2 protein-coding genes are annotated in these 21,691 nt (G+C 73.7%); both read right to left on the reverse strand.

Annotation, left to right across the window (positions count from 1 at the left end):
• Nucleotides 1-84: 84 nt before the first annotated feature.
• Complete coding sequence (locus AB0D44_RS05870) at nt 85-10,911, reverse strand: type I polyketide synthase (RefSeq protein WP_362584957.1); 10,827 nt, start codon at nt 10,909-10,911, stop codon at nt 85-87.
• Nucleotides 10,912-10,948: 37 nt separating this feature from the next.
• Complete coding sequence (locus tag AB0D44_RS05875) at nt 10,949-21,685, reverse strand: type I polyketide synthase (RefSeq protein ID WP_362584960.1); 10,737 nt, start codon at nt 21,683-21,685, stop codon at nt 10,949-10,951.
• Nucleotides 21,686-21,691: the final 6 nt, after the last annotated feature.

Consider the following 21,691-nt stretch of genomic DNA (forward strand, 5'->3'; position numbering starts at 1 on the left):
TTGGTGGAGTCTTGGTGGGGAGGTCCGCACCGCCCCTGCGGGCCGTACGGCCGGGCCCACCCGGGCCCGGCCGTACGGTCCGGCTCAGTTGAGCTGGTCGAAGATCGCGAACAGGTCCTCGTCACTGGCCGTTTCGAGGTCCTGGTCGGACACGTCCGCGGTGGCCCCGGCCCCGGTGGAGCCGCCTGCCGCCTCGGCCGCCTTCAGCAGTTCCCGCAGGCGGACGGCGATCCGGTCACGGGCCTCCGCGTCGGAAGCCGCGGACTGGATGGCCGCGTCCAGGCCAGCGAGACCGGCCAGCACCGAATCGGCGGGGGACGCCGTGTCGACCGCGAGCTCGTCGCCCAGGTGGCGGGCGAGTGCGATCGGGGTGGGGTAGTCGAAGACCAGCGTGGCCGGAAGCTTCAGACCGGTGGCCTCCCGCAGCCGGTTGCGCAGTTCCACCGACGTGAGCGAGTCGAACCCGGCGTCCTTGAACGCCGTCTCCGCCCGGACACCCTCCAGTCCGGCATGGCCGAGCACGACCGCGATCTGGGCACGGACCAGGTCGAGAAGCAGCGCTTCCTGCTCTGCCGCACCGAGACCGGCCAGCCGGTCGGACAGCTGCCGGCGGTCGTCACCTGCGACCACCGCCTGCGCCTGCTGGCGGCCGGTTCGCACCAGACCCCGCAGCAGGTGCGGAACCCCGCCGCTGGCCGCGGCGTCGGCTCGTGCACCCTTCACGTCCAGCTTCACCGGCACCAGCAGTGCCTGGTCGGAGCCCACAGCCGCACCGAACAGCTCCATGCCCTCGGCCGCCGTGAGCGCCGTGATTCCCCCGCGTCCCTCACGTCGGCTCATCTGAGCCTTGGTGAGGTCATCGATGGTGTCCCCCAAGTTGGTGGCCGTATCCCACGGACCCCAGGCCAGCGAGAGACCCGGCAGGCCGGCGGCCCGACGGTGCGCCATCAACCCGTCCAGGAAAGCATTGGCTGCGGCGTATCCGCCACTACCAGCTCCCATAAAGACAGACGACGCGGAGGAGTAGACGATGAAGGCGTCGAGGTCCAGGCCGCGGGTCAGCTCGTCGAGGTGCTGCACCGCGTTGACCTTCGGCGCGTACACCGCGGCCAGCCGCTCCGGGGTCAGCGCCCCGATCACTCCGGCGTCGAACACACCGGCGGTGTGGACGACTCCGGTCAGCCGGTGCTCGGCCGGTATCGAGGCCAGCAGGGCCTCGACCTGGCCGCGGTCGGACACGTCACAGGCCACCACCGATACGGCGGCGCCCTGCTCGGTCAGCTCGGCGACCAGCTCCTCCGCGCCCTCGGCGTCCGGACCCCGACGGCTGGCCAGCACCAGGTGCCGCACGCCCTGACGGGTGACCAGGTGCCGGGCGGCCAGGGCGCCGAGCGAACCGGCACCCGAGACCAGGACCGTGCCTTCCGGTCCGAACATCGCGGGAGCATCCGGGGACCCGCCGACGACCCGGGCGAGCCGGGGGACGGACAGGGCCGTGCCGCGGACCGCGATCTGCGGCTCGCCGCAGGCCAGCACCGCGCCCAGGACGGATTCCGCTCCGTCACCGGAGGCCGGATCGGCGTCGACCAGGACGATCCGGTCGGGGTTCTCCGACTGGGCGGCGCGCACCAGACCCCACACCGCCGAACCGGCCGGGTCGCTCACCGCACCGTCACCGGCGGGAACCGCGCCACGGGTCAGGACGACCAGCCGCGACTCCTCCAGCCCGGTCCCGGCCAGCCAGGCCTGGACGACCTCCAACACCCGCGAGGAGAGGGCCAGTACCGCGTCCTCGGCGTCGCCGCCGACCGCGTCCAGGACCGCCGCCTCCGGCACGCCGAGGCCCGCGGCCACGTCGTCGGCCAGGGCCGCCACGTCCTCGACCGTGGCCACCGGCACCCACCAGGGTGAGGACGGCGCACCGTCGGCCGTCGACAGCTCGGTCCACTCCACGCCGAACATGAAGGAACGGCTCTCGTCCGCTGCCGCGGCGTCCAGCTGCTCGACCGACACCGGCCGGGACACCAGCGAGTCCATCGTCACCACCAGGGCGCCGGTCGCGTCGGCCGCCTCGAGCGACATCGCGTCCGGGCCGACCGGGGCGACCCGGACCCGCAGGGCCGAGGCACCAGCGGCGTGCAGCACCGTTCCGTTCCACGCGAAGGCCAGCACCGCCTCACGGGGTTCCCCGTCTGCCGTACCCGCCGCAGCGCCGGCGGTCCCGGCCTGCAGGGCCGCGTCGAGCAGCGCCGGGTGGATGCCGAACCGGCCGGCCTCCTTGATGTGCTCCTCGGGCAGGGCGACCTCGGCGAAGACCTCCTCGCCACGGCGCCACACCGCACGCACGCCCTGGAACGCCGGACCGTAGTCGAATCCGCTCTCCACCAGATCGGCGTAGAGGTTCCCGACCTCGACCGGCTGAGCACCGGCCGGCGGCCAGGCGGCGAAGTCGAACCCGGTGCCACCCGCGTGGTCCGAGGCGGACAGCACACCGGTGGCGTGCCGCGTCCAGGTGTCCGCACCGTCCTCGTCGACGGCGTCCTCGCGCTGGGAGTACACCTCCACCGTGCGCGAGCCGTTCGCACCCGGGCCGCCGACCGCGACCTGGACGCGTACCCCGCCGTGCTCGGGCACCACCAGCGGCGCCTCGATCACGAGCTCGTCCAGGACTCCGCACCCGGCCTCGTCACCGGCCCGTACGGCCAACTCCAGCAGCCCGGTGCCCGGGAGGAGCACCATCCCGCCGATCGCGTGGTCGGCGAGCCAGGGGTGCGTCCGCAGCGAGAGCCGCGAGGTGAAGACCAGCCCGTCGGACTGCGGCAGACGGACGACCGCACCCAGCAGCGGGTGATCGGCTCCGGCCAGGCCCAGGGAGGCGGCGTCGGTGGCCGACTCGCCCGGCTGCAGCCAGTAGTGCCGGCGGTCGAAGGCGTACGTCGGCAGGTCCACGCGCCCGGCCGGCCGCGGCAGGACACCGCTCCAGTCCACGCTCACCTCGTGCACGTACAGTTCGGCCATCGAGGCGAGCAGGCGGCGCAGGCCGCCGTCCTCGCGGCGCAGCGAACCGGTCACCACGACATCGGTCTCGGTGTCGTCGGCGGTCTCGGTGATCGGCTGGACCAGCACCGGATGGGCACTGACCTCCACGAACACCCCGTGACCCTGACCCATCAACTCGGCGACGGCCGGGCCGAAGCCCACCTGACCGCGCAGGTTCCGGTACCAGTACTCGCCGTCCAGGACGTCCGCATCCCCGACCCAGGTGCCGGTGACCGTCGAGTAGAACGGCACCTTCGGCGCAAGGGCGATGACCTCGGAGAGCGTCTCGGCGAGGGTTTCGCGGATGTCCTCCACGTGCCGGGTGTGCGAGGCGTAGTCCACCGCGACCCGCCGGACCCGGACGCCCTCGGCGGAGAGCGCCTCCAGGGCCTCGTCCAGGGCCTGCGCGTCACCGGCGATCACGACCGACGAGGGGCCGTTGACCGCGGCGACCTCGACGCGGTCCGCCCACGGCTGGATGCGCGCGACCGCTTCGTCCGCGGTCAGCGCGACCGAGGCCATACCGCCGCGCCCGGCCAGGTCCTTGGCGATGGCCTGGCTCCGCAACGCCACCACGCGCGCCGCGTCCTGCAGGGACAGGGCGCCCGCCACGCAGGCGGCGGCGATCTCACCCTGCGAGTGGCCGAGCACCGCATCGGGCTCGACGCCCACGGACTGCCACACCGCCGCCAGAGCGACCATCACGGCGAAGCTCGCCGGCTGAAGGACGTCGACCCGCTCCATCAGCTCGGGCGGGGTCTCGCCGCGCAGCACCGCCATCAGCGACCAGTCGGTCCACGGCTCGATCGCGGCAGCGCACTCCGCGATCCGTGCGGCGAACACCGGGGAGGCCTCGAGGAGTTCACGGCCCATGCCCGCCCACTGCGCGCCCTGGCCCGGGAACACCCACACGACCTTGCCCGGCGCAGCGGAACCCGTGCTGCCGACGACGACACCGGGGGCGTTCTCCCCCTGCGCCAGCGCCCGCAGGCCCCGCAAGGCCTCGTCCGTCGAGTCGGCCACGAGGACCGCGCGCTCCCCGAAGACCGCACGGTCCGACACCAGGGCCGCGGCCACCGACGCCAGCGAGACGCCGTCGTTGCCCTCGATGAACTCGGCGAGCCGCTCGGCCTGCCCGGTGAGGGAGACCTCGCTGCGCGCCGACACCACCAGCGGCACCACACCGGCGTTCGCCAGGGGCTGCTGCGCCCCTTCGGCCGTCGCCGCCGCGTCCTCGGGCGCCTCTTCCAGGATGAGGTGTGCGTTCGTTCCGCTGATGCCGAAGGAGGACACGCCGGCCCGGCGCGGGTGACCGTTGCGCGGCCACTCCCGGGCCTCGGTCAACAGCTCGATGGCGCCCTCGGTCCAGTCGACCTGGGTCGTGGGCTCGTCGGCGTGCAGTGTGGGGGGCATGACGCCGTGCCGCAGTGCCTGCACCATCTTGATGACGCCGGCCACGCCCGCAGCGGCCTGCGAATGACCGATGTTCGACTTCAGGGAGCCCAGCCACAGCGGCTGCTCCGGGTCCCGGTCCCGCCCGTACGTGGCGAGCAGGGCCTGTGCCTCGATCGGGTCGCCCAGCGCGGTACCCGTGCCGTGGCCCTCGATCACGTCCACGTCGGCCGGGGAGAGGCCCGCGCTGTCGAGGGCCTTGCGGATCACCCGCTGCTGCGAGGGACCGTTCGGAGCGGTCAGACCGTTGGAGGCGCCGTCCTGGTTCACCGCGGAGCCGCGCAAGACCGCCAGCACTCGGTGGCCGCGCTCACGTGCCACCGACAGCCGCTCCAGCAGCACCACGCCCACGCCCTCGGACAGCACCGTGCCGTCCGCGCCGTCCGCGTACGCCTTGACCCGTCCGTCGGAGGCCAGGCCGCGCTGGCGGGAGAACGCCGTGAAGCCGCCCGGTGATGCCATCACCATCGCGCCGCCGGCGAGCGCCATCGAGCACTCGCCCTGGCGCAGGGCCTGCGCGGCCAGGTGCATCGCCACCAGCGAGGACGAGCAGGCGGTGTCGACGGTGACCGCCGGCCCTTCGAGGCCGAGCACGTACGACACACGGCCCGACGCCACACTGGAGACCGACCCGGTGACCGCGAAGCCCTCCAGCTCCGGTGCGTCCGCACCGACGCCGTAACCCTGACCGGACACACCGGAGAAGACTCCGACGTCGGTGCCCTTCAGCGAGAGCGGGTCGATCCCGGCGCCCTCCAGCGCCTCCCAGGAGGTCTCCAGCAGCAGGCGCTGCTGGGGGTCCATCGCCAGCGCCTCACGCGGGGAGATCCCGAAGAACCCGGCGTCGAAGAAGCCCGCCTCGTGGAGGAATCCGCCCTTGGTCGTGTACGAGGTACCCGCACTGTCGGGGTCCGCGTCGAACAGGCCGTCCAGGTCCCAGCCGCGGTCCTCGGGGAAGGAGGACACTGCGTCCCGGCCCTCGGACACCAGCCGCCACAAGTCCTCGGGGTCGGCCACGCCGCCCGGGAGCCGGCAGGCCATGCCCACGATCGCGAGCGGTTCGCCCGCATCGGCCGCCACGGCCGCGGGGGCCGCCGCCGCGGGTGCCGCCGCCACGGGTGCCACGTCGCCGAACTCCTCGCGCAGGTAGCCGGCGAGGGCCTGGGGGGTCGGGTAGTCGAAGACCAGCGTGGCCGGAAGCTTCAGACCGGTCGCCTCACGGAGCCGGTTGCGCAGTTCCACCGAGGTGAGCGAGTCGAAGCCGACGTCCTTGAACGCCATCTCCGGCCGGACGCCCTCCGGCCCGGAGTGGCCGAGGACGACGGCGGCCTGAGCCCGGACCACGTCGAGGAGCAGTGCGTCCTGTTCGGCCGAGGTGAGCCCGGCCAGGCGACCGGCCAGTCCGGCGTCCGTCGCGGAGGCCGCCCGCGCGACCTGGCGACCGGTCCGCACCAGGCCCCGGAGCAGGTGCGGGACTCCCCCGCCGGCTCCGGCCTGGGTGCGCAGCGTCCGCAGGTCCAGCTTGATCGGCACCAGCAGGGCCCGGTCCGTGTGCAGGCCCGCGTCGAACAGGTCCATGCCCTCGGCCGCCGTGATCTCCAGCACGCCGCTGCGGCTCGCCCGAGCCTGGTCGACGTCGCCGAGGTGCGAGGCCATGCCGAGGGTCCGCTCCCACAGACCCCAGGCGAGGGACAGGCCGGGCAGGCCCGCCGCCCGGCGGCCGGCCATCAGACCGTCCAGGAAGGCGTTCGCCGCCGCGTAGTTGCCCTGTGCGCCGCCTCCGAACACGCCCGCGACGGACGAGTAGACGACGAAGGCGTCGAGGTCCAGCCCACGGGTCAGCTCGTCGAGGTGCCGCACCGCGTCCACCTTCGGGGCGAACACGCCGGCCAGCCGCTCCGGGGTCAGCGCCCCGATCACGCCGTCGTCGAACACACCCGCGGTGTGCACGACACCGGTCAGGCGGTGCTCGGCCGGTATCGAGGCCAGCAGGGCCTCGACCTGGCCGCGGTCGGACACGTCGCAGGCCACCACCGATACGGCGGCGCCCTGCTCGGTCAGCTCGGCGACCAGCTCCTGCGCGCCCTCGGCGTTCGTACCCCGACGGCTGGCCAGCACCAGGTGCCGTACGCCGTGCCGCGCGACCAGGTGGCGGGCGACGAGCACGCCCAGCGCCCCGGTGCCGCCCGTGACCAGGACGGTTCCGTCGGTGTCGAACACCGCAGGGGCGTCCACGACCTCGCCGCCGGCCCGGACCAGCCGGGGGGCGGAGAGGGTGGTTCCGCGCACGGCGACCTGCGGCTCGCCGCTGGCCAGGACCGCGCCCAGCACCGGCTCCACATCGCCCACGGCGGTGGGGTCGGCGTCGATCAGGACGATCCGGTCGGGGTTCTCGGACTGGGCGGCGCGGACGAGACCTCCGACGGCCGCTCCGGCCGGGTCGGTGACCGAGCCGTCGCCGGTGGGGACCGCGCCGCGGGTGACCACGACCAGCTGCGACTCCTCCAGCCCGCTCGCGGTCAGCCACGCCTGCAGTACGCCCAGGACGCGCGAGGACAGGGCCAGTACGGCGTCCTCGGTGTCGCCGCCGACGGCCTCCAGGACCGCCACCATCGGCGCTGCCGTGCCCTCGGCCAGGGCCTCCACGTCGTCGGCGTCGGCCACCGGCACCCACGACGGCGAAGGCTGCGCTCCCTCGGCCGGGGGCAGCTCGGTCCACTCCACCCCGAACAGGGAATCGGCGACCATCGCGTCCGCGGCCGTCTCCAACTGCTCGGCGGAGACCGGCCGGGAGACCAGCGAGTCCATCGTCACCACGAGGCCACCGGTCGCGTCGGCCGCCTCGACCGACAGGGCGTCAGGGCCTACCGGGGCGACCCGGACGCGCAGGGCCGAGGCACCCGCCGCGTGCAGCACCAGGCCGTTCCACGCGAACGCCAGGACCGCCTCCCCGGATCCCTCCTCTGCCGTGTCCGCCGGGGTGGCGAAGGTTCCCGCCTGGAGGGCCGCGTCCAGCAGTGCGGGGTGGATGCCGAACTGGTCGGCTTCCTTGCGCTGTTCCTCGGGCAGGACGACCTCGGCGAAGACCTCCTCGCCACGGCGCCACACCGCCCGCAGACCCTGGAAGGCCGGGCCGTAGCCGAAGCTGCGCTCCTCGAGACCGGTGTAGAAGTCGCCGACCTCGACGGGCTGCGCACCCTGCGGCGGCCACGCCGCGAAATCGAAGCGCGGGGCCGGCGCCTGGGCCGGCGCCACCGCCAGCATGCCGGTGGCGTGCCGCGTCCAGGCGTCCGCACCGTCCTCGTCGACGGCGTCCTCGCGCTGGGAGTACACCTCCACCGTGCGCGAGCCGTTCGCACCCGGGCCGCCGACCGCGACCTGGACGCGTATGCCGCCGTGCTCGGGCACCACCAGCGGCGCCTCGATCACGAGCTCGTCCAGGACTCCGCAGCCGACCTCGTCACCGGCGCGTACCGCGAGCTCCAGCAGCCCGGTGCCCGGGAGGAGCACCACGCCGCCGATCGCGTGGTCGGCGAGCCAGGGGTGCGTCCGCAGCGAGAGCCGCGAGGTGAAGACCAGCCCGTCGGACTGCGGCAGACGGACGACCGCGCCCAGGAGCGGGTGACCGGCCGTCGCCTGTCCCAGCGAGGCGGCGTCGGTGGCCGACTCGCCCGGCTGGAGCCAGTAGTGCTGGTGGTCGAAGGCGTAGGTCGGCAGGTCCACACGGGCAGCCGTCCGCGGCAGGACGCCGCTCCAGTCGAGCGCGATCCCGCGGACGAACAGCTCGGCCATCGAGGCGAGCAGGCGGCGCAGGCCGCCGTCCTCGCGGCGCAGCGAACCGGTCACCACCGCATCGGTCTCGGTGTCGTCGGCGGTCTCGGTGATCGGCTGGACCAGCACCGGATGGGCACTGACCTCAACGAACACCCCGTGACCCGCAGCCATCAGCTCCGCGACGGCCGGGCCGAAGCCCACCTGACCGCGCAGGTTGCGGTACCAGTAGCCGCCGTCCATGACGTCTGCGCCCTCGACCCACGTGCCGGTGACCGTCGAGTAGAAGGGCAGCTTCGGCGCCAGAGCGGTCACCCCGGCCAGGGCCTCGGCGAGCGTCTCGCGGATCGCCTCGACATGCCGGGTGTGCGAGGCGTAATCCACCGCGACCCGACGCACCCGGACACCCTCGGCAGACAGCGTCTCCAGGGCCTCATCCAGGGCCTGCGCGTCACCGGCGATCACGACCGAGGTCGGACCGTTGACGGCCGCGACCTCCACCCGGTCCGCCCACGGCTGGATACGAACGACCGCCTCGGCCTCGCTCAGCACGACCGAGGCCATACCGCCACGCCCGGCCAGGTCCTCGGCGATGGCCTGGCTCCGCAACGCCACCACACGCGCCGCGTCCTCCAAGGACAGCGCGCCCGCCACACACGCAGCCGCGATCTCACCCTGCGAATGGCCCAGCACCGCATCCGGCTTGAGGCCCACGGACTGCCACACCGCCGCCAGACCCACCATCACGGCAAAGCTCGCCGGCTGAAGGACCTCGACCCGCTCCATCAGCTCCGGCTCGGTCTCACCGCGCAGGACGTCGATCAGCGACCAGTCGACGAACGGCTCCAGAGCAGCCGCACACTCCGCGATCCGCTCCGCGAACACCGGCGAGGAGTCCAGCAGTTCACGGCCCATGCCCGCCCACTGCGAACCCTGGCCCGGGAACACCCACACGACCTTGCCCGGCTTGGCGCCGGCCGCACTGCCGGAGACCACACCGGCCGCGTCCTCGCCGCGTGCCAGCGCCCGGAGCCCGGCCAGTGCTTCTTCGTCCGAACCCGCGACCACCACAGCGCGGTCGCTCAGCAGCGCGCGGTCGGCCACCAGGGCTCCGGCCACGTCCGCCAGCGAGACGCCGTCGGCGCCCTCGACGAACGCCGCGAGCCGCTCGCCCTGACCCGCCAGGGAGGCGGCGCTGCGCGCCGACACCACCAGCGGCACCACACCCGCGGGCGCCGCGTCGGCCGAGACGGGCTCGGCTTCCTCCGACGGCGCCTCCTCCAGGATCAGGTGCGCGTTCGTTCCGCTGACACCGAAGGCGGACACGCCGGCCCGGCGCGGACGGTCGCTGCGCGGCCAGTCCCGTGCCTCGGTCAGCAGCTCCACCGCTCCGGCGGACCAGTCGACCTGGGGGGTGGGCGCGTCCACGTGCAGGGTCGCCGGCAGCATGCCGTGCCGCAGCGCCTGCACCATCTTGATGACGCCGGCCACGCCCGCGGCGGCCTGCGTGTGACCGATGTTCGACTTCAGGGAGCCCAACCACAGCGGCTGCTCCGGATCACGGTCCCGCCCGTAGGTGGCGAGCAGCGCCTGGGCCTCGATCGGGTCGCCCAAGGTGGTACCGGTGCCGTGCGCCTCCACGGCGTCCACGTCGGCCGGGGACAGCCCGGCACCGGTCAGCGCCTTGCGGATCACCCGCTGCTGCGAGGGGCCGTTGGGCGCCGTCAGGCCGTTCGAGGCGCCGTCCTGGTTGACCGCACTGCCGCGCAGCACCGCCAGCACCCGGTGGCCGCGTTCACGCGCCACCGACAGGCGCTCCAGCACCACCACACCGGCGCCCTCGGCCCAACCGGTGCCGTCGGCCGACGAGGAGAACGCCTTGCAGCGGCCGTCGGCGGCCAGGCCGCGCTGACGGGAGAACTCCACGAAGGCACCGGGCGTCGCCATGACGGTCGCGCCGCCGGCAAGGGCCATCGAGCACTCGCCCTGGCGCAGGGCCTGCGCCGCCAGGTGCATCGCCACGAGCGAGGACGAGCAGGCGGTGTCGACCGTGACCGCCGGCCCCTCCAGGCCGAGCACGTACGACACACGGCCCGACGCCACGCTCGACAGCGTCCCGGTGACCCCGAAACCCTCGGCTTCCGGCGCGTCCGCACCGGCTCCGTACCCCTGCGTGGAGGTACCGGAGAACACTCCGACGTCGGTGCCCTTCAGCGAGAGCGGGTCGATCCCCGCGGCCTCCAGCGCCTCCCAGGAAGCCTCCAGCAGCAGCCGCTGCTGCGGGTCCATCGCCAGCGCCTCACGCGGCGAGATACCGAAGAACCCGGCGTCGAACTGCGGTGCCTCGTGCAGGAACCCGCCCTTGCTGGTGTACGAGGTACCCGCGTTGTCGGGATCCGCGTCGAACAGGCCCTCCAGGTCCCAGCCGCGGTCCTCGGGGAAGGACGACACCGCGTCCTGGCCCTCGGACACCAGCCGCCACAAGTCCTCCGGCCCCGCTACGCCACCCGGCAAACGGCACGCCATTCCCACGATCGCTATCGGCTCACGGGAAGCGCCGAGGAGTTGACGGTTCTGCTTCTTCAGCGAACCGACTTCTTCCAGCGATTTCCTTAGCGCCTCGACGACCTTTTCATACGACGCACTCACTTAACTGCCCCAATCATTTCGCGGTTTCGAAGGATTTTCAGTCGCCGAGCGCCATGTGAACGAGATCGTCGACGCCCAGCTCGGCGATCGCCCTCTCTTCGTCGGCTTCGTCGATCGCGCCGATCTCCAGATCGCCGTCGCCGAGGGCGACCAGCTTGACCAGGGCATCCATCAATCCGGCTTCCCGGAACCGGGACAGCGGGAGGGAGGCGAGTGCGTGCCGCAGCCGTTCCTCGTCCACGTCCACGTCGTTCGCGTCGCTGTCCGGGAGCAATTCGTGGTGCAGGTGACGGGCGAGTGCCTGCGGGGTCGGGTAATCGAAGATCAGCGTGGCCGGGAGCTTCAATCCGGTCGCCTCGCACAGCCCGTTGCGCAGGGCCACCGACGTGAGCGAATCGAATCCCGCTTCCTTGAACGCCGTCTCCGCTCCGACGCCCTCCGGCCCGGCGTGCCCGAGCACGACCGCGGCCTGAGCACGCACCAGATCGACCAGGGTTTCTTCCTGTTCTGCCGCGGTGAGCCCGGCCAGCCGACGGAGCAGACCGCCGTCCGTGGCGGACGCCGCCCGGGCGACCTGCCGGCCTGCCCGGACCAGGCCCCGCATCAGGTGCGGGACTTCCGCACCGCCTGCGGCCTGGGTGCCGAGCTTCCGCAGGTCCAGCTTGATCGGCACCAGCAGCGCCCGGTCGCAGGCCATGGCGGCATCGAAGAGCTCCATGCCCTCCGCAGTGGCCAGTCGCAGGGGACCGCCCATTCCGGTGGCCTGCTGCCACTGACCCCAGGCGAGCGACTGCCCGGGCAGGCCCGCCGCCCGGCGGACCGCCATCAGCCCGTCGAGGAAGGCGTTCGCCGCCGCGTAGTTGCCCTGTCCGGCGGACCCCATGAGCGAGGCGGCGGACGAGAAGACGACGAACGCGTCGAGGTCGAGGCCGCGGGTCAGCTCGTCGAGGTGCCGTACGGCGTCCGCCTTCGGCGCGAAGACCGTCGCCAGCTGCTGCGGCGTCAGGGCGGTGATCACTCCGTCGTCCATCACCCCTGCGGTGTGCACGACTCCGGTCAGGGGGTGCTCGGCCGGCACGGATGCCAGCAGGGCCTCGACCTGGCCGCGGTCGGACACGTCACAGGCCACCACCGATACGGCGGCACCCTGCTCGGTGAGCTCGGCGACCAGGTTCCGGGCGCCCTCGGCGTCCGGGCCCTTCCGGCTCGCGAGCACGAGGCTGCGCACGCCGTGGCGGGTGACCAGGTGGCGGGCCACCAGAGCACCCAGTGCGCCGGTGCCGCCCGTGACCAGGACGGTTCCTTCTGCCTCGAACACCGCGGGGGCGTCCTGGGCCTCGCCGGCGACCCGGACGAGCCGGGGGACGGACAGGGCCGTGCCGCGGACCGCGATCTGCGGCTCGCCGCAGGCCAGCACCGAACTCAGGACGAGCTCCAGAGTGCCTTCGGCCGCCGGGTCGGTGTCGAGCAGGACGATCCGACCGGGGTTCTCGACCTGTGCGGCGCGCACCAGACCCCACACCGCCGCTCCGGCCGGGTCGCCGACCACGCCGTCACCGGCGGGAACCGCGCCGCGGGTGACCACGACCAGCTGCGACTCCTCGAGCCCGCTCGCGGCCAGCCACGCCTGGACGACCTCGAGCACCCGGGAGGACAGGGCCAGTGCCGCGTCCTCTCCTTCGCCTCCGACGGCCTCCAGCAGTGCCGCCGCCGGTACGTCGTCGCCCTCGGCCAGGGCCGTCACGTCGTCGGCCGTGCCGACCGGCACCCACCAGGGTGAGGTATCCGCCCACTCGGCCGGGGGCAGCCCGGTCCACTCCACCCCGTACAGCGAGTTGGCGACGGCCGTGTCGACCAGCGTCTCCAGCTGTTCGAAGGTCACCGGGCGGGAGACGAGCGAGTCCATCGTCAGGACCAGCCCGCCGGTCGCGTCGGCCGCCTCGACCGACAGGCCGTCCTCGCCCGTCGGGACCAGCCGGACACGCAGGTCACACGCACCCACGGCGTGCAGGACGAGCCCGTTCCAGTCGAGCGGCTGCCGTACAGGTTCCCCGGCAGCCGCATCCGCGTCCGCCTCCGCAGCGATGGTCCCCGCCTGCAGGGCCGCCTCCAGCAGCGCCGGGTGGATACCGAACCGGCCCGCCTCCTTGCGCTGCTCCTCCGACAGAACCGCCTCGGCGAAAAGCTCCTCGCCACGGCGCCACACCGCCCGCAGACCCTGGAACGCCGGACCGTAGCCGTAACCACGCTCGGCCAGATCCGCGTAGAAGTCCCCCAGCTCAACCGGCTGAGCACCGGCCGGCGGCCAGGCCGCGAAGTCGAACCCGCTGCCACCCGCACGATCCGAAGCGGACAGCACACCGCCGGCGTGCCGCGTCCACACGTCCCCACCGGCAGCGTCCTCGCGCAGCGAGTACACCTCCACCGTCCGCGAACCGTTCTCACCCGGACCACCGACCGCGACCTGGACCCGCACACCACCGTGCTCGGGCACCACCAGCGGCGCCTCGATCACCAGCTCGTCCAGGACGCCGCACCCGGCCTCGTCACCGGCACGCACGGCCAGTTCCACCAGCGCGGTGCCCGGGAGGATCGCCACGCCGCCGACCGTGTGGTCGGCGAGCCAGGGGTGCGTCCGCAGCGAGAGCCGCGAGGTGAAGACCAGCCCGTCGGACTGCGGCAGCTGCACGACCGCACCCAGCAAGGGGTGGTCGGCCGTCACCTGCCCCAGCGAGGCGGCGTCGGTGGCCGATTCGGCCAACTGGAGCCAGTAGTCCTGGTGGTCGAAGGCGTACGTCGGCAGGTCCACGCGCCGGGACGGCGCGTTCGACGGCAGGACGCCGCTCCAGTCGAGAGCGATCCCGCGGACGAACAGCTCGGCCATCGAGGTGAGCAGGCGGCGCAGGCCGCCGTCCTCGCGGCGCAGCGAACCGGTCACCACGACGTCGGCGTCGGTGGTGTCGACGGTCTCGGTGATCGGCTGGACCAGCACCGGGTGGGCGCTGACCTCCACGAACACCCCGTGGCCCTGCTCGAGCAGCTCGGCGACGGCCGGGCCGAAGCCCACCTGTGCCCGCAGGTTCCGGTACCAGTAGCCGCCGTCCAGGACGCCGGCGTCGGCCACCCAACCGCCCGTGACGGTCGAGTAGAACGGCACCTGGGGCGCCTGCGCATCGATCCCGGCGAGCGCCTCGGCGAGCGCGTCGCGGATGTCCTCCACGTGCCGGGTGTGCGAGGCGTAGTCCACCGCGACCCGCCGCACCCGGACACCCTCGGCAGACAGCGCGTCGAGCGCCTCGTCCAGGGCCTGCGCGTCACCGGCGATCACGACCGAGGTCGGACCGTTGACCGCGGCGACCTCCACCCGGTCCGCCCACGGCTGGATACGGACGACCGCCTCGTCCGCGGTCAGCGCGACCGAGGCCATACCGCCGCGTCCGGCCAGGTCCTTGGCGATGGCCTGGCTCCGCAACGCCACCACGCGCGCCGCGTCCTGCAGGGACAGGGCGCCCGCCACGCACGCGGCGGCGATCTCACCCTGCGAGTGGCCGAGCACCGCATCGGGCTCGACGCCCACGGACTGCCACACCGCCGCCAGAGCGACCATCACGGCGAAGCTCGCCGGCTGAAGGACGTCGACCCGCTCCATCAGCTCGGGCGGGGTCTCGCCGCGCAGCACCGCCATCAGCGACCAGTCGGTCCACGGCTCGATCGCGGCAGCGCACTCCGCGATCCGTGCGGCGAACACCGGGGAGGCCTCGAGGAGTTCACGGCCCATGCCCGCCCACTGCGAACCCTGCCCCGGGAACACCCACACGACCTTGCCCGGCGCACCCGAGCCGGCGCTGCCGGACACGACACCGGGCGCGCTCTCGCCGCGTGCCAGGGCCTTCAGCCCGGCCAGCGCCTCGTCGCTCGAACCGGCCGCGACCACCGCACGCTCACCGAAGACCGACCGCTGGGACACCAGTGCCGCGGCCACGTCCGCCAGGGACACCCCGTCGGCGCCCTCGACGAACGCCGCGAGCCGCTCGCCCTGACCCGCCAGGGAGGCGGCGCTGCGCGCCGACACCACCAGCGGCACGGCGCCCACGGGCGCCTGCTCCTCGGAGACGGCGGGCTCGGCCGCCTCCGGCGGTGCCTCTTCCAGGATCAGGTGTGCGTTCGTTCCGCTGATGCCGAAGGAAGAGACGCCGACCCGGCGCGGGTGACCGCTGCGCGGCCACTCCCGGGCCTCGGTCAGCAGCTCGATGGCGCCCTCGGACCAGTCCACCTTCTTCGAGGGCTCGTCCGCGTGCAACGTGGCGGGCATGACGCCGTGCCGCAGTGCCTGCACCATCTTGATGACGCCGGCCACGCCGGCCGCCGCCTGCGTGTGGCCGATGTTCGACTTCAGGGAGCCCAGCCACAGCGGCTGCTCCGGATCGCGGCCCCGCCCGTAGGTCGCGAGCAGCGCCTGGGCCTCGATCGGGTCGCCCAGGGCCGTACCCGTGCCGTGGCCCTCGACCACATCGACGTCGGCCGGGGAGAGGCCCGCGCTGTCGAGGGCCTTGCGGATCACCCGCTGCTGCGAGGGACCGTTCGGAGCGGTCAGGCCGTTCGAGGCGCCGTCCTGGTTGACCGCGCTGCCGCGCAGGACCGCCAGCACCCGGTGGCCGCGCTCACGCGCCACCGACAGCCGCTCGAGCACCACGAGGGCGACGCCCTCGGACAGCACCGTGCCGTCCGCGCCGTCCCCGTACGCCTTGACCCGCCCATCGGTGGCCAGGCCGCGCTGCCGCGACATGCCGAGGACTCCGATCGGCGAGCCCATGACGGCGACGCCGCCGGCGAGGGCCATCGAGCACTCGCCCTGGCGCAGGGCCTGCGCGGCGAGGTGCATCGCCACGAGCGACGAGGAGCAGGCGGTGTCGACGGTGACCGCCGGACCCTCGAATCCGAAGGTGTACGACACGCGGCCCGAGGCCACGCTGCCCGCCGTGGCGGTGGTGACGAAGCCTTCGAGTTCCGCCGGCATGTCGGTGAGGGACTCGAGGTAGTCGTGGATGGAGACGCCGGAGAAGACGCCGATGTTGCTGCCCTGGGCGGTCGTCGGGTCGATGCCCGCCCGCTCGAGCGCCTCCCAGGAGGCCTCGAGCAGCAGCCGCTGCTGGGGGTCCATCGCCAGCGCCTCGTTCGGCGAGATGCCGAAGAATCCGGCGTCGAACCCGGCGGCCTCGTGGAGGAACCCGCCCTTGCTGGTGTACGAGGTGCCCGCGCTGTCGGGGTTCGGGTCGTACAGACCCTCCAGGTCCCAGCCACGGTTGTCGGGGAAGGACGTCATGCCCTCACGGCGCTCCTGCACCAGCTGCCACAGGTCCTCGGGGCCCGCGACGCCGCCGGGCAGGCGGCATGCCATTCCGACGATCGCGATCGGCTCGTCGGGGTCCGCGACGACGGCCGCGGCCGCGGCGGGGGCGCCGTCCGCCTGGTCACCGAGCTCCTCGCGCAGGTGACGGGCGAGCACCACCGGGGTGGGGTAGTCGAAGATCAGCGTGGCCGGCAGCTTGACGCCGGTGGCGGCGCTGAGCCGGTTGCGCAGCTCGACGGCGGTCAGGGAGTCGAATCCGATGTCGCTGAATCCGCGCGTACCCTGGGCCAGTTCGGGGCCGCTGAAGCCGAGCACGGCGCCGGCCTCGTCCTGGACGATGGTCAGCAGGATGCTCTCCTGCTCGGCCGCAGACAGCCCGGCGAGGCGGCGGACCAGTCCGCTGCTGTCGCCGACGGCCGCCCGCGCCAGGCGCCGGCCCGCGCGGACCAGGCCGCGCAGCAGGTGCGGGACTCCCCCGCCGGCCGCTGCCTGGCTCCGCATGGTCTTCAGGTCGAGCTTGATCGGCACCAGCAGCGCCTGGTCCGCGTGCAAGCCGATGTCGAAGATGTGCAGGCCCTCGGCCGGCGTCATCGCCAGCACGCCGCCACGGCTCATACGGGCCTGGTCGACGGCGCTGAGGTGGGCGGTCAGGCCGTTGGTCTGCTCCCACAGGCCCCAGGCGAGCGAGAGGCCCGGCAGGCCCGCCGCGCGGCGGCCGGCCATCAGTCCGTCGAGGAAGGCGTTCGCCGCCGCGTAGTTGCCCTGTCCGGCGGACCCCATGAGCGAGGCGGCGGAGGAGAACACGACGAAGGCGTCGAGGTCCAGGCCGCGGGTCAGCTCGTCGAGGTGCTGCGCCGCGTCCACCTTCGGTGCGAAGACGCCGGCGAGCCGCTCGGGAGTCAGGGTGGCGATCACACCGTCGTCCAGCACACCGGCCATGTGCACCACGCCGGTCAGGCGGTGCTCGTCCGGTATCGAGGCCAGCAGGGCCTCGACCTGGCCGCGGTCGGACACGTCGCAGGCCACCACCGATACGGCGGCACCCTGCTCGGTCAGCTCGGCGACCAGCTCCTGCACGCCCTCGGCGTCCGTGCCCCGGCGGCTGGCCAGGAGCAGGTGCCGTACGCCGTGCCGGGTGACGAGGTGGCGGGCCACCAGGCCGCCCAGGGCGCCGGTACCACCCGTGACCAGGACGGTTCCCTCGGCGTCGAACACGGCGGGAACGTCCGGGACCTCACCGCCGGCCCGGACCAGCCGGGGGACGGACAGGGCCGTGCCGCGGACCGCGACCTGCGGCTCGCCGGCGGCCAGGACCGGGCCCAGCACCGAGCGCAGCACGGACTCCGCCGTGTCGCCGGAGGCCGGGTCGGTGTCGATCAGGATGATCCGCTCGGGGTTCTCGGCCTGGGCGGCGCGCACCAGGCCCCACACCGCCGAACCGGCCGGGTCGCTCACCGCACCGTCACCGGCGGGGACCGCCCCGCGGGTCACGACGACCAGTCGCGACTCCTCCAGCCCGGTCCCGGCCAGCCAGGCCTGGACGACCTCCAGCACGCGGGAGGTCGACGCCAGGGCCGCGTCGCCGCCGTCAGCGCCGGCGACGGCATGCAGGACGGCGAGCGCCGGGGCTGCCGCGCTCCCGGCCAGAGCCACCACGTCGTCGGCGGCGGACACCGTCACCCACGACGGCGTGGGCTCCGCGCCCTGCGGTGCGGGCAGTTCCGTCCACTCCACGTCGAACAGCGAGTCGCGGCTCTCGTCGCCGGCCGCGGCGCCCAACTGGTCGGCGGACACGGGCAGGGACACCAGCGAGTCCATCGTCAGGACCATGTCGCCGGTCTCGTCGGCGGCCTGGAACGACAGCGCGTCCGGGCCGCAGGGGGCGATCCGTACGCGCAGGGCCGAGGCGCCCACCGCGTGCAGGACGAGGCCGTTCCAGGCGAACGGCAGGACCTGACGGTCGTCGTCCGGGTTGGCGAAGGCGTTGGTGTGCAGGGCGGCGTCCAGCAGTGCCGGGTGCATGCCGTACTTGCCGGCCTCGTCCCGCTGTTCGTCGGGCAGGACGGCCTCGGCGAAGACCTCGTCACCGCGCCGCCACACCGCCCGCAGGCCCTGGAAGGCCGAACCGTACGCGTAGCCGCGCTCGAGCAGGTCGGTGTAGAAGGTGCCGATCTCGATCGGCTCGGCACCGGGCGGCGGCCAGGCGGCGAAGTCGTACGCCTGCCCCGTCGGCCGTGCCGTGGCCGACGCCGCGAGGAGTCCGGTGGCGTGCCGCGTCCATTCGGCCGTACCGCCCTCGCCGGAGGCGTCCTCGCGCTGGGAGTACACGTCGACCGAGCGCGAGCCGGTCGCGTTCGGTCCGCCGACCGCGACCTGCAACCGCACGCCGCCCTGCTCGGGCAGCACCAGCGGCGCCTCGATGACGAGTTCTTCCAGGACGCCGTAGCCGAACTCGTCGCCGGCGCGCACGGCGAGGTCGACGTACATGGTGCCGGGGATGATCACCACGCCGCCGATGGCGTGGCCGGCCAGCCAGGGGTGCGTCCGCAGCGACAGGCGCGAGGTGAAGACCAGGCCGTCGGACTGCGGCAGCTGCACCACCGCGCCCAGCAGCGGGTGATCGGCGCCGGTCAGTCCGAGCGACGCCGCGTCGGTGGCCGACGCGGCCATCTCGATCCAGTAGTGCTGGTGGTCGAAGGCGTAGGTCGGCAGGTCCACGCGGGCGGACGCGGCCCCCGCGGGCAGGACCGGGGCCCAGTCCAGCGCCACGCCGCGGACGAACAGCTCGGCCATGGAGGCCATCAGCCGGCGCAGGCCGCCGTCCTCGCGGCGCAGCGAGCCGGTCACCACGACGTCGGCGTCGGTGGTGTCGACGGTCTCGTTGATCGGCTGGACCAGCACCGGGTGGGCGCTGACCTCCACGAACACGCCGTGGCCCTGCTCCAGCAGCTCGGCGACGGCCGGGCCGAAGCCCACCTGGCCGCGCAGGTTGCGGTACCAGTAGCCGCCGTCGAGGACGTCGGCGTCCTCGACCCAGGTGCCGGTGACGGTCGAGTAGAACGGGATCCTGGGCGCCTGGGCGCCGACTCCGGCCAGGGCTTCGGAGAGCGCGTCGCGGATGTCCTCGACGTGCCGGGTGTGCGAGGCGTAGTCCACGGCCACCCGCCGGATCCGGACGCCCTGGTCCTCCAGCGCGTCCAGCGCCTCGTCGAGCGCCTCGGCGTCACCGGCGATGACCACGGAGGTGGGGCCGTTGACGGCGGCGACCTCGACCCGGTCCGCCCAGCGCTCCAGGCGCGCGACCGCTTCGGCCTCGCTCAGCGCGACCGACGCCATGCCGCCGCGTCCGGCCAGCTGCTTGGCGATGGCCTGGCTGCGCAGCGCCACCACGCGTGCCGCGTCCTCCAGGGAGAGGGCTCCGGCGACGCAGGCGGCCGCGATCTCACCCTGGGAGTGGCCGAGCACCGCGTCGGGCTCGACGCCCACGGAGGCCCAGACCGCCGCCAGGCCGACCATCACGGCGAAGCTGGCCGGCTGCAGGACGTCGACCCGCTCCATCAGCTCGGGCTCGGCGTCCCCGCGCAGGACGTCGATCAGCGACCAGTCCACCCACCGCTCGAGCGCGGCGGCGCACTCGGCGATCCGCTCGGCGAACACCGGCGAGGAGTCGAGCAGTTCGCGGCCCATGCCCGCCCACTGCGAACCCTGGCCCGGGAACACCCACACGACCTTGCCGGGCGTACCCGAACCGGTCACCACGCCGGCCGCGTTCTCGCCGCGCGCCAGCGCCTGCAGACCGGCCAGTGCCTCGTCGGCCGAGCCCGCGAGCACGACCGCGCGCTCACCGAGCACGGCGCGGCCGGACACGAGCGTGCCGGCGACGTCCGCCAGCGGCACGCCGTCGGCACCCTCGACGAATTCCGCCAGCCGCCCGGCCTGGGCCGCCAGCGAGGCGGCGGTCCCCGCCGACACCACCAGCGGCACCACACCGGCGGGCTGCGCCTCGTCCGCGACGGGCTCGGCCCCGGCCTCGACGGCCGGAGCCTCCTCCAGGATCATGTGCGCGTTCGTGCCGCTGGCTCCGAACGCGGAGACACCGGCGCGGCGCGGACGGCCGTTGTTCGGCCACTCGCGCGCCTCGGTCAGCAGCTCGACCGCACCCGCCGACCAGTCGACCTGCGGGGTGGGAGCGTCGATGTGCAGGGTCGCCGGGAGCGTCTTGTGCCGCAGCGCCTGGACCATGTTGATGACGGCGGCGACACCGGAGGCCGCCTGCGTGTGCCCGATGACGGACTTGACCGAGCCGAGCAGCAGCGGCTGCTCCGGGTCCCGGCCCTGGCCGTACGTGGCCAGCAGCGCCTGCGCCTCGATCGGGTCGCCGAGCACCGTGCCGGTGCCGTGGCCCTCGACCGCGTCCACGTCGGACGGGGAGAGGCCGGCGCTGTCCAGCGCCTTGCGGATGACCCGCTGCTGCGAGGGACCGTTCGGCGCGGTCAGGCCGTTGGACGCGCCGTCCTGGTTCACCGCGCTGCCGCGGATGACGGCCAGCACCTGGTGGCCGCGCTCCTGCGCCACCGACAGGCGCTCCAGCAGGACCACGCCCACGCCCTCGGCCCAGCCGGAGCCGTCGGCGCCGGCGGCGTAGGACTTGCAGCGCCCGTCGAAGGCGAGGGCGCGCTGGCGCGCGAAGCCGACGAACCCGCCCGGGGTCGCCATGACGGTCGAACCGCCCGCGAGCGCCATCGAGCACTCGCCCCGGCGCAGCGCCTGGGCGGCGAGGTGGATCGCGACGAGCGAGGAGGAGCACATGGTGTCGACCGTCACCGCGGGGCCCTCGAGGCCGAGGGTGTAGGAGACGCGGCCGGAGGCGACACCGCCCGCGGTACCGAGGGCGCGCTCCAGGCTGAGGTAGCCCTCGAAACCGCTGAGGTCCGGCGCATAGTCCTGGTGCACGACACCGGCGAACACGCCGATGTCGCTGCCCCGCACCGAGTGCGGGTCGATGCCGGCCCGCTCGAAGGTCTCCCAGGACACCTCGAGCAGCTGTCGCTGCTGGGGGTCCATGGCCAGGGCCTCGCGCGGCGATATCCCGAAGAACCCGGCGTCGAACTGCGCCGCGTCGCGCAGGAACGCGCCTTCCCGGACGTATGTCGTACCGGGGTTGTCGGGGTCGGGGTGGTAAAGGCCCTCGACGTCCCAGCCGCGGTCCTCGGGGAACGTGGAGTAGACGTCGGCGCCCTCGGACACCACCCGCCAGAAGTCCTCCGGTCCCCGGATCCCGCCGGCGTAGCGGCAGGCCATGGACACGATCGCGATGGGCTCCGAGGCTGCCGCGACGAGTGTGCTGTTCTCCTGCTGAAGCCGGGCGTTCTCCTTCAGCGAGGCACGCAGTGCCTCAACGACCTGCTGGTCGGGCGCCGACATATCCAT

This window comes from Streptomyces sp. NPDC048349, from assembly GCF_040651925.1.
GTDB lineage: Bacteria > Actinomycetota > Actinomycetes > Streptomycetales > Streptomycetaceae > Streptomyces.

Coding starts and splice junctions, on each gene's coding strand:
- AB0D44_RS05875 (WP_362584960.1), bottom strand. CDS start 21,685: ATGTCGGCGCCCGACCAGCAGGTCGTTGAGGCACTGCGTGCCTCGCTG.